Annotated in this window: 24 protein-coding genes; 10 read left to right on the top strand and 14 right to left on the bottom strand. The window is 72.8% G+C overall.

What is annotated here, in order from left to right; all coding sequences use genetic code 11:
* The first annotated feature begins 44 nt into the window (after positions 1-44).
* The 3 genes from DMB38_RS20905 (at position 45) to DMB38_RS20895 (ending at position 2,520) form a co-directional block, all read left to right on the top strand.
* Positions 45-1,088: a 3-oxoacyl-[acyl-carrier-protein] synthase III C-terminal domain-containing protein gene (locus DMB38_RS20905; protein ID WP_125936480.1), complete on the top strand. Its 1,044-nt coding sequence runs from the start codon at positions 45-47 to the stop codon at positions 1,086-1,088.
* A 34-nt stretch (positions 1,089-1,122) separates the two neighbouring features.
* The gene (locus tag DMB38_RS20900) at positions 1,123-1,770 is read left to right on the top strand and encodes a sulfotransferase family protein (RefSeq protein WP_125936479.1); all 648 of its coding nucleotides are present in this window, start codon (positions 1,123-1,125) and stop codon (positions 1,768-1,770) included.
* 225 nt (positions 1,771-1,995) lie between these two features.
* On the top strand, positions 1,996-2,520 hold the full coding sequence (locus DMB38_RS20895) for a hypothetical protein (RefSeq protein WP_125936478.1): 525 nt from the start codon (positions 1,996-1,998) through the stop codon (positions 2,518-2,520).
* 874 nt (positions 2,521-3,394) lie between these two features.
* Here DMB38_RS20895 and DMB38_RS20890 read toward each other — a convergent pair.
* Positions 3,395-3,598, bottom strand: a complete 204-nt coding sequence (locus DMB38_RS20890; protein WP_125936477.1) for a hypothetical protein — start codon at positions 3,596-3,598, stop codon at positions 3,395-3,397.
* A gap of 93 nt (positions 3,599-3,691) precedes the next feature.
* A complete protein-coding gene (locus DMB38_RS20885; protein ID WP_240662393.1) occupies positions 3,692-4,180 on the bottom strand; it encodes an ATP-binding protein in 489 nt (162 codons plus the stop codon).
* Between the two features lie 153 nt (positions 4,181-4,333).
* On the opposite strand from DMB38_RS20885, the gene DMB38_RS20880 reads away from it, so the two are divergent.
* Together DMB38_RS20880 and DMB38_RS20875 are read left to right on the top strand one after the other, a co-directional pair.
* Positions 4,334-5,185, top strand: a complete 852-nt coding sequence (locus tag DMB38_RS20880) for a helix-turn-helix transcriptional regulator (RefSeq protein ID WP_240662392.1) — start codon at positions 4,334-4,336, stop codon at positions 5,183-5,185.
* Positions 5,166-5,417, top strand: coding sequence for a DUF397 domain-containing protein (locus DMB38_RS20875; protein ID WP_206337719.1), 252 nt, complete (start codon positions 5,166-5,168; stop codon positions 5,415-5,417). The genes DMB38_RS20880 and DMB38_RS20875 overlap by 20 nt, the downstream gene beginning before the upstream one ends.
* Positions 5,418-5,420: 3 nt before the next feature.
* Here DMB38_RS20875 and DMB38_RS20870 read toward each other — a convergent pair whose 3' ends face one another.
* On the bottom strand, positions 5,421-5,789 hold the full coding sequence (locus tag DMB38_RS20870; RefSeq protein ID WP_125936476.1) for a hypothetical protein: 369 nt from the start codon (positions 5,787-5,789) through the stop codon (positions 5,421-5,423).
* A 270-nt stretch (positions 5,790-6,059) separates the two neighbouring features.
* Between DMB38_RS20870 and DMB38_RS20865 the strand changes: the two genes are divergently transcribed.
* The gene (locus DMB38_RS20865; protein ID WP_125936475.1) at positions 6,060-8,126 is read left to right on the top strand and encodes an AAA family ATPase; all 2,067 of its coding nucleotides are present in this window, start codon (positions 6,060-6,062) and stop codon (positions 8,124-8,126) included.
* 125 nt (positions 8,127-8,251) lie between these two features.
* Here the strand turns inward: DMB38_RS20865 and DMB38_RS20860 are convergent, their stop codons facing one another.
* Positions 8,252-9,334, bottom strand: a complete 1,083-nt coding sequence (locus DMB38_RS20860; RefSeq protein WP_125936474.1) for a methyltransferase domain-containing protein — start codon at positions 9,332-9,334, stop codon at positions 8,252-8,254.
* Between the two features lie 227 nt (positions 9,335-9,561).
* On the opposite strand from DMB38_RS20860, the gene DMB38_RS20855 reads away from it, so the two are divergent.
* From DMB38_RS20855 to DMB38_RS20840, 4 genes are all read left to right on the top strand, one after another.
* Entirely contained in the window at positions 9,562-10,773 is a 1,212-nt protein-coding gene (locus tag DMB38_RS20855; protein ID WP_276314963.1) for a SpoIIE family protein phosphatase, read from the top strand.
* A gap of 91 nt (positions 10,774-10,864) precedes the next feature.
* Positions 10,865-11,233, top strand: coding sequence for a hypothetical protein (locus DMB38_RS20850; protein WP_125936473.1), 369 nt, complete (start codon positions 10,865-10,867; stop codon positions 11,231-11,233).
* 26 nt (positions 11,234-11,259) lie between these two features.
* Positions 11,260-11,799, top strand: coding sequence for a hypothetical protein (locus tag DMB38_RS20845; RefSeq protein WP_164716065.1), 540 nt, complete (start codon positions 11,260-11,262; stop codon positions 11,797-11,799).
* Positions 11,796-12,203, top strand: coding sequence for a peptidase inhibitor family I36 protein (locus DMB38_RS20840; protein WP_125936472.1), 408 nt, complete (start codon positions 11,796-11,798; stop codon positions 12,201-12,203). Before DMB38_RS20845 ends, DMB38_RS20840 begins: the two co-directional genes overlap by 4 nt.
* 106 nt (positions 12,204-12,309) lie before the next feature.
* Here the strand turns inward: DMB38_RS20840 and DMB38_RS20835 are convergent, their stop codons facing one another.
* The 10 genes from DMB38_RS20835 to DMB38_RS20795 form a co-directional block, all read right to left on the bottom strand.
* Entirely contained in the window at positions 12,310-13,737 is a 1,428-nt protein-coding gene (locus DMB38_RS20835) for a DUF6351 family protein (RefSeq protein WP_125936471.1), read from the bottom strand.
* 62 nt (positions 13,738-13,799) lie between these two features.
* On the bottom strand, positions 13,800-14,387 hold the full coding sequence (locus tag DMB38_RS20830; RefSeq protein WP_125936470.1) for a dihydrofolate reductase family protein: 588 nt from the start codon (positions 14,385-14,387) through the stop codon (positions 13,800-13,802).
* An 82-nt stretch (positions 14,388-14,469) separates the two neighbouring features.
* A complete protein-coding gene (locus DMB38_RS20825; RefSeq protein WP_125936469.1) occupies positions 14,470-15,459 on the bottom strand; it encodes a hypothetical protein in 990 nt (329 codons plus the stop codon).
* Entirely contained in the window at positions 15,441-15,815 is a 375-nt protein-coding gene (locus DMB38_RS37000) for a hypothetical protein (RefSeq protein WP_240662391.1), read from the bottom strand. The genes DMB38_RS20825 and DMB38_RS37000 overlap by 19 nt, the downstream gene beginning before the upstream one ends.
* Entirely contained in the window at positions 15,815-16,090 is a 276-nt protein-coding gene (locus tag DMB38_RS36995) for a hypothetical protein (protein WP_240662390.1), read from the bottom strand. Before DMB38_RS36995 ends, DMB38_RS37000 begins: the two co-directional genes overlap by 1 nt.
* 148 nt (positions 16,091-16,238) lie before the next feature.
* Positions 16,239-17,723 carry an FGGY-family carbohydrate kinase gene (locus DMB38_RS20815; protein WP_125936468.1) on the bottom strand — a complete coding sequence of 495 codons (1,485 nt, stop codon included), beginning with the start codon at positions 17,721-17,723 and terminating at the stop codon, positions 16,239-16,241.
* 5 nt (positions 17,724-17,728) lie between these two features.
* Positions 17,729-18,739 (bottom strand): substrate-binding domain-containing protein, encoded by a 1,011-nt coding sequence (locus tag DMB38_RS20810; protein ID WP_125936467.1) that lies wholly within the window; start codon positions 18,737-18,739, stop codon positions 17,729-17,731.
* On the bottom strand, positions 18,736-19,923 hold the full coding sequence (locus tag DMB38_RS20805) for an ABC transporter permease (RefSeq protein ID WP_125936466.1): 1,188 nt from the start codon (positions 19,921-19,923) through the stop codon (positions 18,736-18,738). The genes DMB38_RS20810 and DMB38_RS20805 overlap by 4 nt, the downstream gene beginning before the upstream one ends.
* Positions 19,924-19,930: 7 nt before the next feature.
* Positions 19,931-21,514, bottom strand: a complete 1,584-nt coding sequence (locus DMB38_RS20800; protein ID WP_125936465.1) for a sugar ABC transporter ATP-binding protein — start codon at positions 21,512-21,514, stop codon at positions 19,931-19,933.
* 2 nt (positions 21,515-21,516) lie between these two features.
* Positions 21,517-22,935, bottom strand: a complete 1,419-nt coding sequence (locus DMB38_RS20795) for an L-fucose/L-arabinose isomerase family protein (protein ID WP_125936464.1) — start codon at positions 22,933-22,935, stop codon at positions 21,517-21,519.
* Positions 22,936-22,942 lie beyond the last annotated feature (7 nt).

Below are 22,942 nucleotides of genomic sequence, written 5' to 3'. Positions count from 1 at the left end.
ACAACAAGGCCGCCGACGCCTCACGGAGTCAGGAGAAGAACACGATGTCCGAAGCGCGGATCGTGGCTGTCACGTTCCGGACCCCACCGCTGGTCAAGATGGAAGAGTTCGCCAACCTCGTCGCCGCGGACCCCGGAGGCGACACGGTCGCCCAGGTCATCCGGAACTCGGCGATCACCACCAAGGGCATGGCCGTGAACGCCCTGCTGGAAGACCCCCGCCGCTGGACCACGCGCCGGCGGATGGACCGCAGCCTCGCCGAGGCCCGCCGCCTCGGCCGCACCACCGTCACCGCGGCGCTCGCCGAGGCCGGTCTCGGCCCCGGGGACGTGGGGCTGTTCGCCACCGTCACCACCACCACCCACTCCGCCCCCGGCCTCGACGCCCTCGCCGCGGAACTCGGGCTGCGCCCCGGCGTAGAGACGCTGTCCCTCGGCCCGATGGGCTGCTACGCCGCGGTGCCCGCGGTGTCCGCGTGCGCGCACTGGGTCGCGGTCAAGCGGCGCCCGGCGGTGCTGCTCGCGGTCGACCTCTTCTCGCCGCACGTGCAGCCGCCCCCGTACGACAAGGAACAGGCCGTCGTCCTCACGCTCTTCGGCGACGGCGCCGCGGCGGTGGTGCTGCTGCCGCGGGACGCGGACGAGCCGGGCGGCGTCGAGGTCGTCGACGCCGAGCAGCTCACCGCGCCGGCCCACGCGGACGACCTCCAGGTCCACATGGGCGACAACGGGCTGCGCATCAGGCTCAAGCCCTCCATGCCGGACGTCGTCGCGGGCTCCGTCGCGATACCGGCGCGGGCGCTGCTCGCCCGGCACGGGGTGCGCTGGTCCGACGTCGCGTGGTGGGCCGTCCACCCGGGCGGCCGCCGCATCCTCGACCGGGTCGACGAGGCGCTGGGCCTGCCGGAGCGGTCGATGGCCACGGCGCGGGAGGTGATGCGGGAGTACGGCAACACCGCGGCCCCGGCGGTGCTGGCGGTGCTGCGCCGGCTGCAGACGACGCGGCCGCTGGCGGCGGGTGAGCACGGGGTGGTGCTGGCGTGCGGCCCGGGAGCGACGGTCTGGGCGCTGCTGCTGCGCGGCACGTAGGACACGGACAAGCGGAGACCGGAAGGAGAAGGTGATGCTGGAAGTCATCGGCGCGGGAGTCGGCCGTACGGGAACGCTGTCGCTCAAGACGGCGCTGGAACGGCTGGGCTTCGGCCCGTGCCACCACATGCTGGGCCTCTTCGAGGACCCGGAGCAGATCCCGGTGTGGGAGGCGGCGTCGCGCGGCGAGCCCGTGGACTGGCGCCGGGTGTACGCGACGTACGGCTCGACGGTGGACTGGCCGGGCGCCCGCTTCTGGCGGGAGATAGCGGGGGCGTTCCCCGAGGCGAAGGTGGTGCTGACGGTACGGGACCCGGAGAGCTGGTACGCGAGCGCGGCGAGCAGCATCTACGCCACGGCGGTGGCCCCGCCCCCGCCGGACGTGGGCGAGTCGTTCCTGCGCCTGCGGGACATGTCGCTCGAAGTCATCTGGGACGGCGTGTTCGACGGCCGCTTCACGGAGAAGGAGCACGCGCTGAAGGTCTTCGCGGAGCACGAGGCGGCGGTACGGGAGGAGATACCCGCGGACCGGCTGCTGGTGTTCCGGGTGAGCGAGGGCTGGGAGCCGCTCTGCGCGTTCCTGGGCGTGCCGGTGCCGGACGAGCCGTTCCCGAGGAGCAACGAGAGGGGCAGGTTCGTGGAGGAGGTGAGGGAGCGGAGCACGGCGGCGGCCGAGGGGTAGGACCGGACGGCGGGACGCGGCGGGGGTGATACTCCTCCGATCACCACGACGCGACCCGCGGCAGCAGGGGCCCGGAGGCGAGGCAGCCTCCGGGCCTCGTCGGCGGTCCCGGCGGACCGTGATCCCGGAACGGCTGGGGGCGTTCCGCAGGGCGGCCACGCCTCTCGGGCGGCACCGGCAGCCGATGCGCCCCGCACGCGACAGCCCCGCGGGTGCTCGTTTAGCGTGGCTGACGTGACGGGGCGGGGTTACCGATACGTCGGACCGGTGGAGTTGAAGGCCGCGGTCCTGCCCGGTGACGGCGGGCGCCGTATCGGCTCGGCGGCCGACTTCGACGGCTGGATCACGGAGCAGCCGACGGCGGAGCCGGCCGAGCCTTTCACGTTCGTGGTCGGTATGGACGGTGTGCTCCGGCTGGCGCCGCGGCGGAGCGAGCACGTGGCCTGTGCCGGTGGGGACATGGTCCTGAGCGCGGGCGAGATCAGCTTTGTGCGCGAGGCGGACGGGTGGGCGGTGAGCGAGGTCAGCAACCAGTCCACCGGGTACTGCCCGGACGTCGGCTCCTGGGCGGAGGTCGCCCGCGCTCTGGACGCCGCGGGGCTCCGGCGGCCTTCCGGCTTCACCCACGAGGTCGTCTTCCGGCGGTGCCCCGGCTGCCAGGAGCGCACCATCGTGCGTGAGGACGACTTCGTCTGCGTCTTCTGCGGCACGGATCTGCCCGCGGAATGGAACGTGGATCCCACCGCGTGAGGGCCGCCGAGCGGCCAGGTGCACGTAGACGGGCGAAAGTCACGCCGCATGGGCGATTTGGACCCCGAATTCGTCCCAGTGGCGCGCATTCCGCCGGCCCGGCACGGCCCCGGGGCGGACAAGCGAGCCCGGCGGGGCGAAAGTCGGCCCTCGGGGCGCGAATCGGGCCGGATTGCCGGGGGTTACCGCGAGTTACGGCGAGATTCCTCCCCGCCGGAAGGGGCATCCACGAACCGGGCCCGACTTCTCCCCGCCCGGTGCCGGGCCCACCCGCGATGGGGGGGGCCAACTCCCCGCGTCCCGGCCCCCGTCCGCCGGGAACATCTGCGATCAGCACCGCCCCGCCTCCGCCCCCCGTCCGCCGGGGCGTCGGCGATCGGGGAAGACCCGGCGGCCGGCAGCCCGCCCCTCCGTCCGCCGGGGGATCGGCGAGCGGGCCCGACCCGGCACCGATGCCCGCCCCCGTCCGCGGGGCTCCGCATCCGTAGTCCCAGTCGGAGGGCGCCCGCTCCCTCCGGGCCACCCGTAGCTGCCGGTCTTTTACGGGCCGGAGTCCGGTGTCAAGGGTGGGGCGAAGCCCCATCGCGCAGCGACGTTCCCGCAGCGAAGCGGAGGGGACGCCCTTGACACCGGGCGGAGGCCCGCACACTCACAAGCGGGGTGGCCCGGGGGGAGCCTTTACGACACGGCCACTCCCCTCGCCGGCACCCCCGTACACCGGCACCCCCAACGAAGCACCGCCACCCCGGCGCCGTACCCCCGCACCCGGCCCGCACAAACACGACGTACCAGCTCAGCGCCCTGCTGCCCCCCGCGCTGTCAGTCCGGGCGCATACCCTTGGGCGGGTGTGAGGGGACGATGGGCATCGGAGCCTCAGCGGTCCGCGTACTCCCCCAGGACGACCACCGACACCACCGCACCGCCGAAGGCCGTGACCGCCCGCCACGCAGTGTGCAGGTGGTGCCTCGTCGCACGCGCGGCCACCGTCGCGATGTGCGGGCTGTCGGGCTGCGGGGCGTCGGTGGCCCGCCTGCTGTCTGCTGCCCCGCGCGGCGGGGCGATGGAAGCGCTGCTCATGTTTCCAGCGTGCCGCGGGCCACCTGCGAAAACCTCGGCCCGCGGGCGGAACCCCACCGCCCCGGATCTACGACCCAGGGGCCAGCCGGACCCCTACGGAAGTCTCAGGGTTCCCCCGACTTCCTCGTCCCGCGGCACCCCCGGCACCCGCGCCGGCTCCAGCGTCGCCCGTACGGTCTTGCCGGCGAACTCGCGCGGGAACCACGACAGCTCCGCCCCCAGCCCCCGGGCCAGGAACAGCCCCCTCCCCCGCTCGTCCTCCGGCCCCGGCGGCGACGCGTCCGGCATCCGCGGCGGCTGCGTCGTCTGCGGGTCCGATACGTCGATCACCAGTGAACCGTCCTCCCGCACGGCCAACCGCACCCACACCCGGCGCCCGATCTTCCGCCCGTACTGGATCGCGTTCGTCACCAACTCCGACACCACGAGCGCCGCGTCCTGCGCGTCCCCGCCCCACCCCCACAGCGCCAACTGCCGCCGCACGTGCACCCGCACCAGCGGCACGGACCGGTAGCCCATCACGTACCCCATCGACCACTCGCGCGACATCCCCTCCGAACCGCACACTCCATGCTCGGCCATCCACCTCAACTCCAGAATTACAGTGACACTTTGGGATTTACCGCTGTATTGTCGTAGCGCTCGGTTACGCTGCGTGGTGAAAGGCTTTCGGAGCGGAGCGGCCGAGAGCAAGGCCCGGCGCGTGACAGACGTGACTTGAACTGGGAGGCAGACATGACCCCACGCAACGCCACCCACCGCGCGACAGGTACGACGGCCGCGATGTTCGGCGACGTCCTGAAGCACTTGCGCGAGGCAGCGGGCATGACGCAGGCGGAGCTGGCGAAGCCCATCCCCTGCGACCGGTCGTACGTCGCGAGGGTGGAGACGGGGACGAGCGTCCCGCCGGACACGTTCGCGGAGAAGTGCGACGAAGTGCTGGGGGGTAACGGACTGTTAGCGCGGCTGTGGCTGAAGGTGGACTGGTACCCGGATGTAGCGCATCCGGATTGGTTCGAACGACGAGCGCAGATGGACGCGGAGTGCGTGGCGTTGCGGGCGTACCAGGAACGGGTCATGCCGGGCCTGCTGCAAAGCGAGCCGTACGCGCGCGCCTTGTTCGCTCGGGTCACACCCGACGAGGAGAAGGCCGCGGAGCGAGTACGAGCCAGGCTCAGCCGCCAACAGCGGTTTCTCTCGCCCGAGGGGCCGATGTACGTCGTCGTGCTCGACGAAAGTTGCCTCCGCAATGTCATCGGTGGGCCGGAGGTCATGCGCGAGCAGTGCGCGCACCTGCTCGCCGCCGGCCAGCGGACCAACATCCAGGTCCAAGTGGCGCCCGCCGACCGCCCCGAACTCGTCCGCCCCAACACCTCAATGTCGCTGATCACCCTGCCCGACGACCACAGGTGCGTCTACTCCGAGTCTCTCGACCGCGGGCACTTCGGCGAGGATCCGGCGGTCTACGAACGACACTTGCGCACCTATGATTTGCTCAGGGCTGACGCTCTGTCGGCTCGCGAATCCGCCGCTCTGATCGGTGAGTTCATGGAGGGATACCGACAGCATGACCATGACGTGGCGTAAGAGCAGCTACAGCGGCGACAACGGCGGCGACTGCATCGAGGTGGCCGCAGACTGGCGCAAGAGCAGCTATAGCGACGCGAACGGCGGCAACTGTGTGGAGGTGGCCACCACCCCCACCACCGTCCCCGTGCGCGATTCGAAAGACCCCCACGGCCCCCACCTGGCCTTCACCCCCGCCGCATGGGACGCCTTCGTCGCCGCCGTCAAGCGCGAGGAGTTCCCCGGCCGCTAGCCCTCAGCCCTCCGTCGTCGCGCAGACGCGCCCGGGCGCCGGGGTCAGCCCGCGCAGGGTGTACGCCGTCGTCGGCTCCAGGACGCCGCCGGGGGCGATGCCCGTGTTGTACGTGCCGGTCAGGCAGTACGCGGTGCTCGTCTCGTTGACCACCGACGCGATGGCCAAGGGCGGGTCGAAGTCCTGGCCGCTGCCCTCCGGCACGAGGATGGTGAAGCCGTTGAGCGGCTGGACGCAGACGTACCCCTTGACGCACGAAGGCGCCGCCGGGGCGTCGGCCCCGGGCGGCGCGGCGGTCGCCGTGGCCGTGCCGGCGAGGGCGGCGGTCAGGGCGAGGGTGGCCAGGGTGGCGGATAAGCGGGTTCTTCGCATGGGGCGGGCTCCTTCTGGTCCGTAGCCAAGCGGAACACTTGTCGGCGTACAGACAACTGCCGCACACGGCCGGACGCCAGCGCAGTACCGGCCATTCGCCCCCGCGGAGAAATTCGTTGGACCGGCCCGCCTCCCCGCCCGTATGCTCGCGCGTCTGCCCCCGCCTCACCGGCTGATTTCGCGCGCCGGGAGTGCCGCCTGCCGGTCGGAAACCGGCGGCCTACGCCACGCCCGTGACCGTACCGCCAGCCGCCGGAGGCTTGTTCCACCATGTCCGACCCCACCTCTACGACCGGCACCACCCCCAGCCCCGCTCCCCCCGCCACCCTCGTCCGCGAGCGGGCCCACCTCGCCGCGTCCCGTACCGCACTGCGCGCCATGCGCGCCGACGCCGAGGCGCTCGACCTCACGGACGTCACCGCGAGCTGGGTGAGCGGCGAAGTCCTCCAGTCGGAGATCGACCTGCGGATCAAGGCCCTCGCCGACCTCGCCGACACCCCGCTCTTCTTCGGGCGGCTCGACTACGCGCGGGAAGAGGGCCCCGGGGAGCACTTCTACATCGGGCGGCGGCACGTGCACGACGCCGACGGGGACCCGATGGTGATCGACTGGCGGGCGCCGGTCTCCCAGCCCTTCTACCGGGCGTCGAAGCAGGACCCCATGGACGTGTCCCTCCGCCGCCGGTTCGGGTACGACCGCGGGGAGATCACGGCGTACGAGGACGAGCACCTGACCGACCCCCACGAGGCGGCCAAGTCGAGCGCTCTCCTCCAGCGGGAGATCGAGCGGCCGCGCGTCGGGCCGATGCGGGACATCGTGGCGACGATCCAGCCGGAGCAGGACGAGATCGTGCGGGCGGAGATCGGCGGGACGGTGTGCGTGCAGGGGGCGCCGGGGACGGGGAAGACGGCGGTGGGGCTGCACCGGGTGGCGTATCTGCTGTATGCGCACCGGGAGCGGCTGGCGCGCACGGGGACGCTGGTGATCGGGCCGAACGACTCCTTCCTGCGATACATCGAGCAGGTGCTGCCGACGCTGGGCGAGCTGGACGTGAAGCAGGCGACCGTGGCGGAGCTGGTGGCGCACGTGGAGGTGCGGGGGTCCGATCCGGCGCCGGTGGCGCGGCTCAAGGGCGACGCGCGGATGGCCGAGGTGCTGCGGCGGGCGGTACGTGCCGGGGTGACGATGCCGACGGAGCCGGTCGTGGTGGTGCGCGGGTCACGGCGGTGGCGGGTGCCCGCCTACGAGGTGGAGGAGCTGGTACGCGAGCTGCTCGCGCGGGACATCCGCTACAACTCGGCGCGGGAGGCGCTGCCGCAGCGGATCGCGCACGCCGTGCTCGTACGGATGGAGCGGGCCGGGGAGGCGCCGGACGACCGGGTGCAGGACGCGGTGGCGCGGAACCCGGCGGTCAAGGCGGCGGTGAAGGCGATCTGGCCGGCGGTGGACCCGGTGAAGCTGGTGCTGCGGCTGCTGTCGGACGCCGGCTTCCTCGCCGCGCACGCGGAGGGGATCCTCGACGCGGACGAGCAGCGGCTGCTGCTGTGGGAGAAGGCGCCGCGGGGGGTGCGCTCCGCGCGGTGGTCGGCGGCGGACGCGGTGCTGATCGACGAGGCGCGGGACATCGTGGAGCGGACGCCGTCGCTGGGGCACGTGGTGCTGGACGAGGCGCAGGACCTGTCGCCGATGCAGTACCGGGCGGTGGGGCGGCGGTGTTCGACCGGGTCGGCGACGGTGCTGGGGGACATCGCGCAGGGGACGACGCCGTGGGCGACGGAGAGCTGGGCGGTCGCCCTCGCGCACCTGGGGAAGCCGGACGCGGTGGTGGAGGAGCTGACGCAGGGCTTCCGGGTGCCGCGGGAGGTCATCGCGTACGCGTCGCGGCTGCTGCCGTCGATCGCGCCGGGGCTGAAGGAGGCGACGTCGATCCGCGAGTCGGCCGGTGACCTGGCGGTACGGGCGCTGCCGCGGGCGGCGCTGGACGGCTCGGTGGCCCAGGCGTGCGGGTCGGTGCTGCGGACCCGGGAGGGCTCGGTGGGGCTCATCGCGGCGGACGGGCGGGTGGCCGCGCTCGGGGCGGCGCTGGCGGCGGCGGGGCTGCCGTTCCTGTCGCCCGGTGAGGAGACGTCGTCCGAGGCGCGGCTGACGCTGGTGCCGGCGTCGCTGGCGAAGGGCCTGGAGTACGACTACGTCGTGCTGGACGACCCGGCGACGATCGTCGCGGCGGAGCCGGACGTACGGACGGGCCTGCGGCGGCTCTACGTCTGCCTGACGCGGGCGGTCTCGGGGCTGACGGTGCTGCACGCGGAGCCGCTGCCGCCGGAGCTGGCGGCGTGAGCGCGCCGTAGCCGCGGCGGCGGGCGGTCCCTGCCGGCCTGCGGGGGACCAGCCGGGCCCTGCCGGGACCCGCCCGGATCGGCGGGGCCCCTCCGCACGACCCGCGGCGCGACGGCCCGCCCGCGTCACCCCGCCGGCAGCGGCCACGACGGGCCCTCCGGCGTCCCGTACCAGAACCGCTGGGCGCGCGGCGTGACGGTGATGCCGAAGTCCTCCCGGGCCGGCCGGCCGCCCGGGAACAGGGACGCGACCTCTGCCACGGTGTCCCACAGCCGCCGCGGGCCCGCCTGCCGGACGTCGCCGTCCGCCTGCGCCAGGACCGTCGAACCGTCCTCCGTCCACAGGCACATGCCGGCCACCGCGCCGTCGTCCGCCCGCCACGCGACGGCGTTGTAGCCGGGCAGGGCGAGGGAGAGCGGGAACGCCCACCGGCCGGCCAGCACGTCACTCACCCGCAGCGACGTGGACTCCGGTGGCCGGTCCCGTGCGCCGGCCAGGTCCGGGCCGCTGCCCGCGGGGGCCCGGAGGGGCATGAAGAGGGCGGGCGTCTCCAGGAAGCGGCCTTCCGCGTGGCCGGGAGCCGTGACCGTCGCCCGGATCAGCCCGAAGCCGATCGGGGCGACGATCACGGCGCCGTCCGCCGCCTGTTCCAGCAGCGCCCGGGGTACGGAGCGGAGTGCGGCGGTGGCGATGAAGCGGGAGTAGGGGGCGCGGGGCGGGTAGCCGAGGGCTCCGTCTCCGGTGGTGACGAAGGGGGTCGTGCCGGCCTCGCGGAGCCGGCGGACGGCCAGCCCCACCAGGTCGGGGTCCACGTCGACGCTGGTCACGTTCTCCGCGCCGAGTCGGTGCGCCAGGAGCGCCGCGTTGTAGCCCGTGCCGGTGCCCAGCTCGAAGACGGTGTCGCCCGGTTCCGCGTCCAGGGCGTCGAGCATCGTCAGCATGAGGCCCGGTTCGCTGGAGGAGGACGTGGGGACGCCGCGGGCGTCGAGCTGCGTCATCAGCGCGGTGTCCGAGTAGACGGCCGGCAGGTACGCGTCGTCCGACTCCGTGACGCGGTACCACTCGCCGCGCGCGTTCTGGCCGTAGAACTCCGGGACGAAGACGTGCCGCGGCACGGCGGCGAAGGCCGCGCGCCACGGGCTCGGGCCGCCGTCGCCGAGGGTGGCGGCGAACTCCGCGCGCAGGGCTTCCGTCGGATCCGGGGCCATGTCGTTCCTCGTCGGTGGTCGGCGTGTGCGGCGGCGACCGGCGGCGCCCCATCCGCCTCCCGACCCTGCCCACCGGCCGGCCCGACCGCACGCGAAGCACACCGCGCGCGGGCCGACGACCCCCCGGCCGGCCGAACGCGGCAGGCGGATCCCGCCGTCCGTCCTTACCGTGAGGGAATACGCGACCGGGACCTACGTGGCGCGGGCAACGGACGGAGAGCGGACCCGTGATCGACTACGAGGCCGTCTTCCACTCCCTGCCGACGATGGTGGCGCTCTTCACCACGGACCTGCTCTACCTGGACGCCAACGAGGCGTACTGCTCGACGACGGGGCGGAGCCGCAGTCAGCTGATCGGCCGCTCCGTCCTCGACGTCTTTCCCGACAACCCCGACGACCCCGAGGCGAGCGGCACGCGCAACGTGACCGCCTCCCTGCGCCGGGTCGCGGCCACCGGGCAGCGCGACGCCATGGCCCTCCAGCGCTACGACGTGGAGGTCCCCGGCCGGCCCGGGGTGTGGGAGGAGCGGTACTGGAGCCCGGTGAACGTGCCCGTCTTCGCACCGGACGGGACCGTGGCCCTGCTGCTGCACCGGGTCGAGGAGGTCACCGAACTCATCCGCGCCCGCGGTGGCGCGGACCGCACCCAGGTGCTGGAGGCCGACCTCTACACCCGGGCCAGGGAACTCCAGGAGGTCAACGAGAGCCTGCGCCTGGCCCACGCCCGCGAACGCGAGGTCGCCCTCCGGCTCCAGGAAGCGATGCTGCCCGCGCCCAGCCCGCTCGCCCACCACCGTGCCGCGGTGCGCTACCGGCCCGCGGTCGCGTCCCTGAACGTCTGCGGGGACTGGTACGACATCGCCGACCGGCCCGGCGGCGACGGCACCGTCGTCGCCGTCGGCGACGTGGTCGGCCACGGACTCCGGGCGGCGGGCGTCATGGGCCAGCTCCGCAGCGCGCTCTCCGCCGCCTCGCTCGTCGCGGACGGCCCCGCCCAGGCCCTGGAAGTCCTCGGCCGGTACGCGCGGACCGTCGACGCCGCGGCCACCGCCACCGCCGCCGCCGTCTTCATCGACTGGGCCGGCCGCTCCCTCACGTACAGCAGCGCCGGTCACCTGCCTCCCGTGCTCTGGCGTCCGGACGGCACCGTCACCTACCTCGACCAGGCCACCGACCCGCCCCTCGGCGTGCGCCCCGAGCGCAGCGCCCGGCCCGAGGCCCGGGCGGAGTTCACCGAGGGGTGCGTCCTCGTCCTGTACACCGACGGTCTCGTCGAGCGCCGGTACGAGGACATCGACGTCGGCCTGGCCCGCCTGGCCGATTCGATCGCCCGTCACGGCGCCGGAGATCCCGAGCGGCTCGCCGACGCACTGCTGGCCGACCTCGTCCCCTCCGCCGGCCTCACCGACGACACGGCCCTGGTGGTCGTCCGCCTGTAGGCGGGCCGTTCGGGTGACACCGCGCTACCCCCGCACGGCGACCAAGAGTTACTGTTTAGACACAGTCCGTAACTCTCGGGGGTTCTTTCCCATGCGCCTGCGCGCCTTTCTCTTCGCCGTCCTCACCGCCGTCACGACCCTGGCCGTCGCCGCCGTCCCCAGCGGGGCGGCGCCGGGGGCCGCCGGGCCGGGCGAGGTCTGCTTCTGGACCCGGCCGGGACAGATGGGCGAGGGGTGGTGCTACCGGCCCGGCGGATACGCCGAGGTGCCGCGGAACCTGCACGACAACGCGTACTCGTTCCGGTCCGACTTCAACGGCAGCGTGTGGGCCATCGACTGGACGCGGCACGGGTGCGTGTTCCGGGAGATCCGGGCGTACGAGCTGGATGACAACTGGGACTGGGGCAACAAGATCGACGGGGTGGACAGCTCCCGGCCCGCCGACTGCCAGCCCGGCTGAGTCCGGTCCGCGGCGCACACCAGGCCATGCCCTCCCGTTCCCTTCCCGGCCCTCTCGTCCTTCCCGGTGCGGTTCTCGGGGTCGCGCTCGCCCTGGCCGGCTGCGCCTCCCCGCCCGCACCCGCTCCACCGCCGCTCGGCGACGACGATTCCGTACGCGCCGCGCAGCAGTTGCTCACCGACCGGTGTCTCGTCCGGCAGGGGCTCACCCCGCCCCGGCCGGGGCAGCCGCCCCGCGGGAAGCAGGAGCAGCGGGAGGTCGCCGCCGCGCTCTTCGGTGCGGGCGAGGCCGAGCTGACGGAGGAGCTGCCCACCGGATACGTCGTACGGGCGCACACCGACGGGTGTCTCGCCGGGGCGCAGCGCGCGTTGTACGGGGATCAGGAGCGCTGGTTCCGGGCCTCCACCGTCGTGAACAACCTCAAGGCCATCGCCGCCTACGAGGACCGCAGCCTCGCCGCGGTCCGTGCCGACCACCGCGCGGACGTCACCGCGCACGACCGCCTGCGCGCCCACGCCGTGGAGCGTGCCACCACCCTGCTCGACAAGGAGAAGTCACCCTCATGACGCAGACGCAGACACAAGCGAAGACGAAGACGAGGCGCAAGCCCCTCGCGCTGCTGGCCGCCGCGCTCCTGGCCGTCGCCGGCGCGTTCGCCACCGGGGCCGTGGCCACCGCGGCGGACTGCCCGAGCGGCGAGTTCTGCACCTGGGAGCACGCGAACTTCGACGGCCAGCGCGCCAACTGGTCCGGTGACGACGGCTGGTGGGAGTCGTGGATCGCCGACACCGACTCGTCCTGGGCCAACCACGGCATCTCCGGGCCCGGCGTCAAGGACCACGTGATCGTCTACGAGGACGCCTGGCAGGGCGGCGCCGCCACCCTCTGCCTCACCCCGGGTCAGGAGGTCGGCTACAACGGCGTCGCCAACGACCGCGGCGACTCCCACACCTGGGCCATGAGCTGCTGAGTCCTGCCGAGCAAGGAGGCAGCGGCGCGCGTTCCCCCACGACACACGCCGCTGCCGCCAGGCCCTGACCTGTCCCTCTCCCTGCCCCGGCCCTGCTCCTGCGTCCCTACCGCGTCGGACGGAGGAACCGCGGCGGGGTGAACTCCGTGAACGCCGGGTCCACCGGCCTCGCGGCGCCCGTGCCGAAGTCGAACGCCTCCTGGTACTCGGGGCCGAACGACCCCACCGCCGCGTCCAGGCGCTCCGGCGTCAGGTCCCCCCACCGGCCCGTGGCCACCTTCCGGTCCAGCGCGAGCAGCGCGACGATCTCCTCCGCCGACGTGTACGAGCAGTGCCCGCCCCGCCCGACGTACAACTGCCGGAACGGCGCGCCCCGGTGCGACTCGACCTGCTCCGCCCACGTGCCCACCTGGTCGGCGAGCGCGCCGCCGTCGCCCGTCGTGTGCAGCGTCAGCGTCGGCGTGGAGGTCTTGCCGCGCACCAGGCCGTGGCGCTTCGTGTACGCGACCGCCCGCCGGTCGGCGCCGATGCGCTCCCCGCCGGCCAGCGCGGCCAGGTCCGCGTCCAGGTCGGCGGCGGGCGCGGCCCCGTACGCCTCGTCGACCAGGGCGCGCAGCTCCGGGTGGGCGCGGGCGAGCTGGGCGCGGTAGTCGATGCCGGTGTTCCAGGACGGGTTGCCGCCCGCGCGGGCTTCGAGGTCGAGCCGGCCCGTGGGCCCGAGGCCCTGGGCGTAGGCGCTCTCGATCCACGCCGACTGGGCGTCGAGGCGCCCGGCGACGTCGGCCGGCGCCGGCTCGAACGGCGAGATGGCGGTGGGGATGTTCGCGATCGCGCCGGCGAGCGCGAGCCGGGCGCGGCCTTCCCCGGTGCCGCGCGCGGCGCTCACGGCCGCGGCCAGCGCGGCGGCGTCCCCGGCGGCCGTCTCCGGGTCCGCGGGCCGGACGAGGTCGACGTCCGCGTCCGGCGCGAGCAGCGTCTTCACCACGTACAGGACGTCCAGCGCCGTGTTCCACGACCCCGGTGTGTCCACCTCGCTGCACATCCCCGCCGTGCCCGCGAACGTCCCCGGGTACCGCTCCGCGAGCTGCCCCGCGACCGCCGCGCCCTGCGACATGCCCGCGCTCAGCGTGCGGCGCGGCTTGCCGACCTCCTTCTCGAAGTGCCGGAGCAGCGCCATCTGGTCGACGAGGGCGTCCTCCACGGCGTACCCGGGCCCCCGGCCCTTGTACTCCGACGCCGCCAGCGCGTAGCCGCGCGCCAGCAGCCAGCGCTCCGTCGACGCGTACGCGGCGAGCTGCACGCCCTCGGGGAGGTAGTCCGCGACGTAGTAGCCGTGGCTGAAGAGCACCAGGGTGCCGTTCCAGTCCTCCGGCACTTCGATCCGGTACGGAGCGCCGTCGATGCTCCCCTCGTACGAGCCCTCCGGCGCCCCTCCGTACGAGCGCGCCTGCGCGTCCGCGTGCGCCTGGCCCAGCGGCACCGCCGCGATGCAGACGGCCACCGCCGCTGCCAGTGCCCTGCCGACGATCCGCATGGGTCTTTCTCCGTTCGGTCGTGACTACTTCCGAACGTTTGGACGCTTCGGCGGTCCGTTTCTCATCGGTCGTACGTCAGGAACAACGCCCCGCTCTCCACCGCCTCGTGCGCCGTCAGCGTCCACACCCGCGGGCCGAACGCCGCCTCGCGGCCGAAGAGCGGGATCCCCGCGCCCGTCGTCACCGGCGCCAGCTTCACGATCAGCCGGTCGATCTCCCCGTACAGCGCACCCGCCAGCGCGCCGCCGCCGATCAGCCAGATGTCCTTGCCGTCCTCCTGCTTCAGCTCCGCCACCCGCGCGACCGGATCCCCGGCGACGACCTCGACCGCCGGGGCCGGGCTCTCCCCCAGGGTCGTGGAGAAGACCAGGTGGCGCAGGTGCGGGTACGCGTCGGGGACGCCGGCCGCCAGCCCGATCTCGTACGACTTGCGCCCCTCCAGCACCGTGTCGAAGCTGCTGCCCTCCGCCGTGACGCCCAGCGCCTCGCGGGCCATGGAGGGCAGCGTCTCGGGGTAGTGCGCGGCGAGGTACTGCACGTAGTCCGCGGGCAGCGGCCAGAAGCCGCCGGGACCCGTCGGGTCGGCGCCGTCCGGTCCCGCGATGAAGCCGTCGAGGGTGGCGGCGATGTAGTAGACGAGCTTGCGCAAGGCCATTCCTTTGTTCAGCAGAAGATCGCGGCGCCCCCGGCCTCTCCGGCCGGGGGCGCCATGACGAGCATAAACAGCGAGGTCAGCGGACGACCGTCTGGATCTCCTTCACGGTCACTTCCTGCTCGGACACCGACAGCCCGTCCGGCAGGTCGTCGTTCTGCGGCGTCCCGTCCGGGCTCGCGGTCGGGCTCCAGGTGACGTCCCAGACGATCTGCGCCTCCATGGAGTACGTGCCCTCGCCCGAGGACTTGCGGTACGTGATGTTGCAGCCGGAGCCGTCGCTGTCGACCTGGTAGCCACCGTCCGCCTGCACCAGGTCGTACGTGCAGGAGGACGGCTCGGCGTACTCCGTGCCCGCGTCGATGCGCAGCGAGACCGGCTCGGCGACGGTCGTGGCCGCGATGTTGACGCCCGCCTGCTCGTTGACGAGGCTCGCCGTCGTCCACACGCGGTCCAGCGGCTCGCTGAACTCGATCTTCGTGGGCAGGTTCACCACGTTGCGGTCCGCGTTCGGCTTCAGATCGACCGGCGGCGCCGGGAGCTTGGTCTCGGCGTACGCCAGGCCCGCGAGGATCTCCGGGTCGATGGCGTCGGCCGGCGGGTCGGGGTCGCCGCGGTCCACCCAGATCCACAGCTCACCGATCTCGCAGGAGCGCGGCGACATGACGGGGGTGCGCTCCCACCACATGCCGTCCTTGTCCTTGTGCGCGTCGGTCTCCTCTTTCCGGTTCTCCGCGGTGTCGTGGTCGATGCCCTCCAGCGGACCCTTGTCCTCCATGTCTTCGTTGTGCTTGGCCAGCGCGTCGTTGGTGTACCGCGGCTCGAACCAGCACACCGGCGGCGACCAGTTACTCGTCGAGCTGGTCATCGGCTGGCCGCCGCCCGGACTGTGGTACTCGAACTTCACCGTGGAGTTGACCCCGCCGTTCCCGCTGCCGCCGCCCGTGTCCGTCGTCCCCGTGCCGCGGTCGGCCGCCGCCCCGCCGGCCGAGGCGAGCAGCAGCCCGCAGGCCAGCGCGGCGACCGTGGCGGTGCGCGTCCCGTGTGGTGTCAGGCTTCGTCGCGACATTCCTTGCTCCCCCTGGTTGCCTGGTAGTCCACGACCTGCCAGCCGTCCCCGCTCTTCTCCATCGTGGCGCGCGCGTCGATGTAGGAGTTCAGCGTGGTCGGGGTCTTGTCGACCTTCCCCGTCTCGGCGTTCTTCAGATACGCCTTGCTCTGGTCCTCGCAGTACGCGACGACGGCGCGGCCGTCCTTCAGCGAGGTGACCTCGCGGAAGTAGAAGGTGTCCAGCCCGGTGATGGTGACGCCGTCCTTGCGGTACTCGGCGAAGTCGGCCTCGAACGTCGCGGCGGCCTCACCGGCCCAGTACCGCGTGAAGTTCGGCGTCGCCTCGGTCGCGGCGTACGCCTCCTGCTGGGCCATCAGCGCGTAGCCGTGGTCCCGCAGGATCGCGTCCTTCTCCTCGTCCCCGTGGCGTCCTCGGCGATCTCGACCTTCACGTCGTCCGGGAGGTCGAACTCCGGAGCACCGGGCTCCTTTTCGGACGGATCACCGGACGGCTCCTTGTTGCCCGTCTTCGCGCCCTCGATCTTGTCACCGGACGACGGACCCCCGTCGTCACCGCCGCAGCCGGCCAGCAGCAGCACGGCTCCCAGCGCCGCGGCCACCGCCGATGCACCTGCACTACGCGCTTTCATGGTGCGGTTCCCTCCGTCGTCTCGGGGAGGGGAGCCACCTGCCCCCGTCGTGCCTCAACGAGATTAGCGAAGCCGGGTGGCGTCTTCGATGGCAGGAAAGCAACCATGCGGTCACAGAAGCGTGATAGAAGCGGCCGTTCCGTACGGGTCAGGCGTCCGCGTGCTGGCGGGCGGCGAGCGCGTGAGCGACGTCCTTCGTCGCCGGGTAGAGATCGAGGTAGTGCCCGTAGAGCTCTTCGTAGACGGCGCCCGCGGCGGGGTCCGGGGTGACGGTCGACTCGACCGGGTTCCAGGCGGCGATGTCCGCCGGTGCCGCCGTACCGGCGCCGACCGCCGCCAGGAACGCGTCACCGTACGCGGCGCCGATGAGGTGGCGGGGGATCTGCTGCTCCTTGCCGGTGACGTCGGAGACGATCTGCGTCCACAGCTCGCGCGCGCCGCCGCCGACCGCGACGAGGCGGGCCGGTGCGCCGCCGGCCCCGGTCATCGCGGCGAGGTTGTGGCGGACGCCGTACGCGGTGGCCTCCAGCGCGGCGCGGTAGAGGTGGCCGCGGGTGTGGCGCAGGGTGAGGCCGTGGACGAGGCCGCGGGCGTCGGGGTCGAAGAGCGGGGTGCGCTCGCCCGCGAAGTACGGGAGCATCAGCAGCCCTTCTGCGCCCGGCGGGACGGCGGCGGCCTCGGCGACGAGGGTGGCGTAGTCGGAGCCGGTGAGGTCGCGCAGCCAGCCGGTGACGGCGCCGGAGGTGGCCATGCCGGCGGCCAGGCAGTACGTACCGGCGAACGCGCCCGCCGTACCCCACAGCTTCGGGCTGGACACCGGCTGCTCGACGACGTTGACCAGGAACATGGTCGTGCCGTACATGAGCATCAGGTCGCCCGCGCCGGTGGCGCCGACCGCCGTGGACTCCGCCCAGGCGTCGACGGTGCCGGCGACGACGGGGATCCCGGCGGGCAGGCCCGTGGCGGCAGCGGCGGCCGGGGTGACCTCGCCGACGACGTCGGCGGGCCACACCAGTTCGGGCCAGTCGAGGCCCGGCGCGATCTCCTCGCACCGCTCCGCGACCCAGCGCCGCTCGCGCAGGTCGTACAGCGGCGTGCACTGGCTCGCGGAGTGGTGGTCCAGGACGTACGCGCCGGTGAGCCGGTGCGCCAGCAGCGAACTGGCCATGTACCAGCGGCGGGTGCGGGCGTAGACCTCCGGCTCGTGCCGGCGCAGCCACTCCAGCTTCGGCCCCACGGCCTGGCTGGTCAGCGGCGAGCCGCACTGCGCGATGACCGCCTCCGCACCGTACCTGGCGGTCTGCGCCTCGATCTCGGCGCCGGCCCGGGTGTCGACCCCGTAGAGGATCGCGGGACGCAGCGGGGTGCCGGCGGCGTCGACGGGCAGCAGGCAGGGCCCGATGCCGCTGACGCCCACGGCGTCGATCCCCTCCTCCGTCGCGGTGGTCAGCTCCGCGGCCAGCGCCGTGAAGTCCGCCCACCACACCTCCTCGGCATCGTGCTCGACCCACCCCGGCCGCGGGGTGGAGGTGGCGTGTTCGCGTACGGCCTGGGCGACGAGCGTGCCGTCACCGCGGACGAGCACGCCCTTGGACGACGAGGTGCCGATGTCGATGCCGAGGAGGAGCCCCATGGTTGTCAGTCGACCTTCCCGCTCATGTCGTACTTGGCGTAGACGTCCTCGGCGTTGTCCTTGGTGATCTCCACCGTGCCGAGGATCTGCTTCTTCTTCACCTTCTTGCCCGCGGCGATGTCGGCCGCGGTCTTCGCGGCCTCCTCCGCCCCGGTCGGGTACAGGTAGGTGTACGCCATCCGCTCCTGCTGGACCGCGCGGATGCCGCCGTCCGGGATGGCGAGTCCGTCGATGCCGATGAACTTGATCTCGTCCTTGCCCGCGGCCTTCGCCGCCTGCTGGGCGCCGATGGCCATCGGGTCGTTGTGGGCGTAGACGAGGTCGATGTCGGTGCCGCGGGCGAGCCACTGCTGCATGATCTTCGTTCCCTCGGGCTGGAGCCACTTGCCCTCGCGCTCCTCGACGACCTTGATGTCGGGGTTCGCCCCGATGGCCTCCATGAAGCCGTCGTGGCGCTGCTTCTGCGGCTCGGTGGAGAGCAGGCCGCGCAGCTCGGCGACGTTGCCGCCGTCCGGCAGCTCGCGGACGACGGCTTCGCCCGCCTTCTTGCCGATCTCGCGGTTGTCGCCGCCGATGAAGGAGGCGTAGCACTCGGTGTCGACGGTGCGGTCCAGGATGATCACGGGGATGCCGGCGGCGCACGCCTGCTCGACGGCGGGGGTGACGGGGGCGGGCTCGTTCGGCGAGACGATGAGGATGTCGACCTTCTGCTGGACGAACTGCTGGATCTGGCTGACCTGCTGCGCGTTGTCCTGCTGGGCGTCGGCGATGGGCAGCAGCTTGAGGTCCGGGTAGTCCTTGACGTAGTGCTCCAGTTGCTTGTTGAGCTGGGCGCGGTACGGCTCGGCGTTGTTGGCCTGCGAGTAGCCGATGACGAACTCGTCGCCCGCGCCCTTCTCGCCGCCGCCTCCGCCCTCCTCGGTCTTGGAGGCGCAGCCGGCCGCCAGGGCGGTCGCGGCGAGCACGGCGGTGGCGGCGGTGAGCGCGCGGCGCAGCGTGCGGGTGCTGGTGCTCATCGTGGGGTCTCCTCTGAGGCGGGGGCCGGGGACTGGCCGGGGACCTGGGCCTTGGCGGGGGTGCGGTCCGGTCCTGTGCGGGAGCGGCCGCCGCGTAGCCTGTCGATGCCGTTCTTGATGCTCTGCAGCAGGTCGGGGCGTTGCAGCACGACCGCCAGGACGACGATCGAGCCCTTGATGACCAACTGCCAGTTGTCGTCCACGGCGTTCAGGCCGAGGACGTTGTCGAGCAGGGTGAGGATCAGCGCGCCGACGAAGGTGCCGATGATCGTGCCCTTGCCGCCGGCGAGCGAGGCGCCGCCGATGACGGCGGCGGCGATGGCGTCGAGTTCGTAGGTGTAGCCGGCCTGCGGGTCGGCGGAGACGCTGTACGCCGCGTCGATGGGGCCCGCGAAGCCGGCGAGCATCCCGGAGAGGGTGAAGACGGCGATGATGACGAAGGTGACGTTGATGCCGGAGAGCCGGGCGGCGGTGGGGTTGCCGCCGACGGCGTAGACGTGCCGGCCGAAGGTGGTGCGGGACAGCAGCAGGTGGAAGACGACGCAGACCATGAGGAAGGCGAGGACGGGGAAGTAGATGCCGTCCGGGCCGAGGATGCCTTCGAGGACGTTGTTGTCGGGGGTGCCGAGCTTCTGGAACGACTCGGAGTTCTCGGTGAGTTCGCCGTCCGGTCCGGCGACGAGGGTGCCGACGGACTCGTTGTCGCTCATCTTGCGGTCGAGCCCTCTGGCGATCGACATCATCGCCAGAGTCATGACAAACGATTGAATCTTCAGCCACGCGGTGCCGATACCGTTGGCGAGGCCGAAGCCGGCGCCGATGAGCATGCACGCCGGCACGATCAGCCAGACGGGCATGTCGTGGTGCGCCACCATGATGGCCGCGGACATCGAGGCGAAGCCCATCAGCGAGCCGACCGACAGGTCGATGCCCGCCGCCAGGATGACGAGCGTGACGCCGACCGCGAGGATGCCGCGGGTGGCGAACGCGCCCACCGCGTTGGTGAGGTTGGTCTGGTTGAGGAAGACGTCGCCCTTGGTGATCACGCCGAGCGCGACGATGAGGATCAGGCCGATGTACGCCTGCAGCGAGCCGAGCACCGGCAGGATCCGCCGGGCCCGCGACACGGCCCCGTCCGGTCCCTCGTCGCCGGCGGTCGCCGCGTCCGGCTGGGTCTTGGTCATCTCTGTCTCAGCTCCGCGTTCCTCGAAGGTGGTGGGTGGTGACGGTCTCGCGCGCCATCGCCGCGGTGAGGATGGCCTCCTGGCCGGCCTGCGGCCCGTGCGCCGGATCGCGGTGGAACTCGCCGGTCAGCCGGCCCTCGCAGAGCACCAGCACCCGGTCGCACATGCCGATCAGCTCGGGCAGCTCGGAGGAGACCGCGAGGATCGCGGTGCCCTGCGCGGCCAGTTCGTCCATGAGCCGGTGGATCTCGGCCTTGGCGCCGACGTCGATGCCGCGCGTCGGCTCGTCCATGAGCAGCACGCTGGGCTTCGTCAGCAGGCACTTGGCGAGCACGACCTTCTGCTGGTTGCCGCCGGACAGGTGCTGTACGGCGGTCTCCATGCCGGGTGTCTTCACCTTCAGCGCCTCGATCTGCCCGGCGACCGCGGCCCGTTCGCGGCGCCTGTGCACCGTGCGCCACGGGGTGCGGTAGCGGGCGAGGGCCGCGAGCGAGCCGTTGAAGCGCACGGTGTTGGCCGTGACGAGGCTCTGCCCCTTGCGGTCCTCGGCGACGAGCGCCAGGCCGCGCCGGATCGCGTGGCCGGGGCTGCGCGGCCGGTACGGGCGGCCGTCCACGGTGATCCGGCCGTGCGCCCGGGTCCCGTAGTGGCCGAAGAGCGCCTGGAGCACCTCGCTGCGCCCGGCGCCCATCAGCCCGGCGAGCCCGACGATCTCCCCGGCCCGTACCGAGAGGTCCACGTCGTACAGCGACGGGCCGCCGTCCTGCGCGACGTATGTCAGCCCCTCGGCGGCGAGGCGCACCTCGCCGCCTTGGTGCTGCCCGGCACGGCGCGGGAAGAGCTCGCCGAGGGGGCGGCCGACCATGAGCCGGACCAGCTCGGCCCGGGTGGTCTCGGCCATCCGGCGGCTGCCGACGTACGCGCCGTCGCGCAGCACGGTGACGCTGTCGGCGATCTCCTCCAGCTCCTCCAGGCGGTGGGAGATGTAGACGACGCCGACGCCGCGGGCGGTCAGGTCGCGGATGACGGTGAAGAGGCGGCGTACCTCGGCGTCGGCGAGCGCCGACGTCGGCTCGTCCATGACCAGCAGCCGGACGTCGAGGTTGAGCGCCTTCGCCACCTCGATGAGCTGCTGCTCCGCGAGCCGGCAGTGCTTGACCGGCCGCCGCGGCGGCACGGCCAGGCCGAGGCCCGCGAGCAGCTCGCGGGCCCGGGCCTCCTGGGCCTTCTTGTCGACGGTGCCGCGGGCGGTGCGCAGCTCGCGGCCGAGGAAGACGTTCTCGGCGACGGACAGCTCGGGGACGAGGTTCAGCTCCTGGTGGATCATCCCGATGCCGTGCCGCTGCGCGTCCCTGGGCGAGTGGATGGCGGCGGGCACGCCGTCGCGCTCGATGACGCCCTCGTAGTCGGGGTGGACCCCGGCGAGGACGTTCATGAGGGTCGACTTGCCCGCGCCGTTCTCGCCGAGGAGCGCGACCACCTCCCCGGCGTGCACGGTCAGCTCGACCCCCTTGAGCGCCCGCACCCCGGGGAACGACTTGGCGATCCCGCGCATCGCGAGTAACGGCGCCGTGCCTGAGTGGTCTGTCATGGCTACGCGGCGTCCCCGAAGCCGTCGTACGCGATGCCCAGTTGGTCGCAGACCGCGCGGAGGTCGGCGACGTAGTCGCCGGGGACCGCGTGGATGTGGTTGCTGCCGAAGCGGGTGAGGAACTCCTCCGCCGTGGGGCTCAGCCGCGCGAAGGCGTGCGGCCACTCCCACGTGGTGGCGCGCATCATCCGCTCGTTGGTCTCCGCGTCGTACTGCTCCAGGTCGCCGCGCATCACGTGCATCCGGTACTCGCCGCGCAGCCGCGTCAGCCGGGCGAAGGTCATCGCGCCGGGGGCGGCCAGGTGCTGGACGGAGGCGCCGCCGGCCGGGAAGTAGAAGACCTCCGGGAGGAAGTTGACGTGCCGCATGTTCTCCGCGGGGTCCTCGGAGCGGGCCGCGTACCAGGTGGCGTGCTGGCCGGAGTTGCACAGGTCCCAGACCTGCTTGTCGCTGTCGTAGTGGCGGATGTCGGCGAAGAGCACGGGGTCGCCGGAGAGCAGCTTGAGGAGCTGCATCGTCATCGCCGCGTCCATGTCCGCCTCGGTGGAGGTGACGTGGGTCTCCTTGGGGCCCTCCCAGTCGTACGGGTCGTTGAGGAACGCCTCCGCGACGTCCATCGTGGCGAAGTGCGCGGTCAGCTCCGGCTGGCCCTTGATGCCGGAGAAGTCGAGGTTCCACTCCTCGATCAGCTCGCGCATCGCGTAGTACGAGCGGATCTGCCGCTCCAGCAGTTCGGGGGTGAGCCGGTCGCCGTCGTAGTGGACGCCGGCCGCGTGCCGCTCGATCCAGGTACGGGCGTTCTTCACCCGCGCCGCGTCGGCGTTCTCGCTGCGCCGCACGATCTCCCACTGGTCGATCTCCTCGACGTCGACGCCGAAGACCTTCATCCACTGGTCGGTGTTGGCGGTGGCGGTGTACATCCCCATGGGCCGGCCGCCGATCCGGCCGAAGGTGGAGCCGCGCAACCGCTGCACGGCGGCGCCCGCGCGGACGTGGGTGAGGATCCGGTCCCGTACCGCCGGCTCCGCCAGGTCGCCCCAGGCGCGGGCGTGGACGCGGCCGATCTGGTCCAGGCCGCCGGCGCCGGCGAGGAGGCCGACCATCCCGGGGTACTGCGGGTCGAGGTTGGCGACCATCAGGATCGGCCCCGGCGTGGCCTCGGCGGCCAACATCGTGAAGTGCGGGAACGTCCACACGGAGTGGTGGAAGATCGTCACGTCCACGTGCCGCTCGGCGAGCCAGCGGGCCTGCGAGGTGGCGAGGACGTTGGACTCCACGTGCTCGGGCGCGACGATCACCTCGTGCCCGGCGTCGGTGAGCATGGCGGCCAGCTCGCGCGCGGCGCGGGAGACGTGGTCGCGTACGTCCCGCTGGACGTAGTCCCGGCCGTCGGAGATGGACAGCAGACCGATGCGTGCCATGTGGCTG

Origin of the sequence: Streptomyces sp. WAC 06738, assembly GCF_003945505.1 — a bacterium.
In the GTDB taxonomy this organism is placed as follows: domain Bacteria; phylum Actinomycetota; class Actinomycetes; order Streptomycetales; family Streptomycetaceae; genus Streptomyces.
The sequence above is the reverse complement of the archived record's forward strand: the minus strand, read 5'-3'. Positions and strand labels throughout refer to the sequence as shown.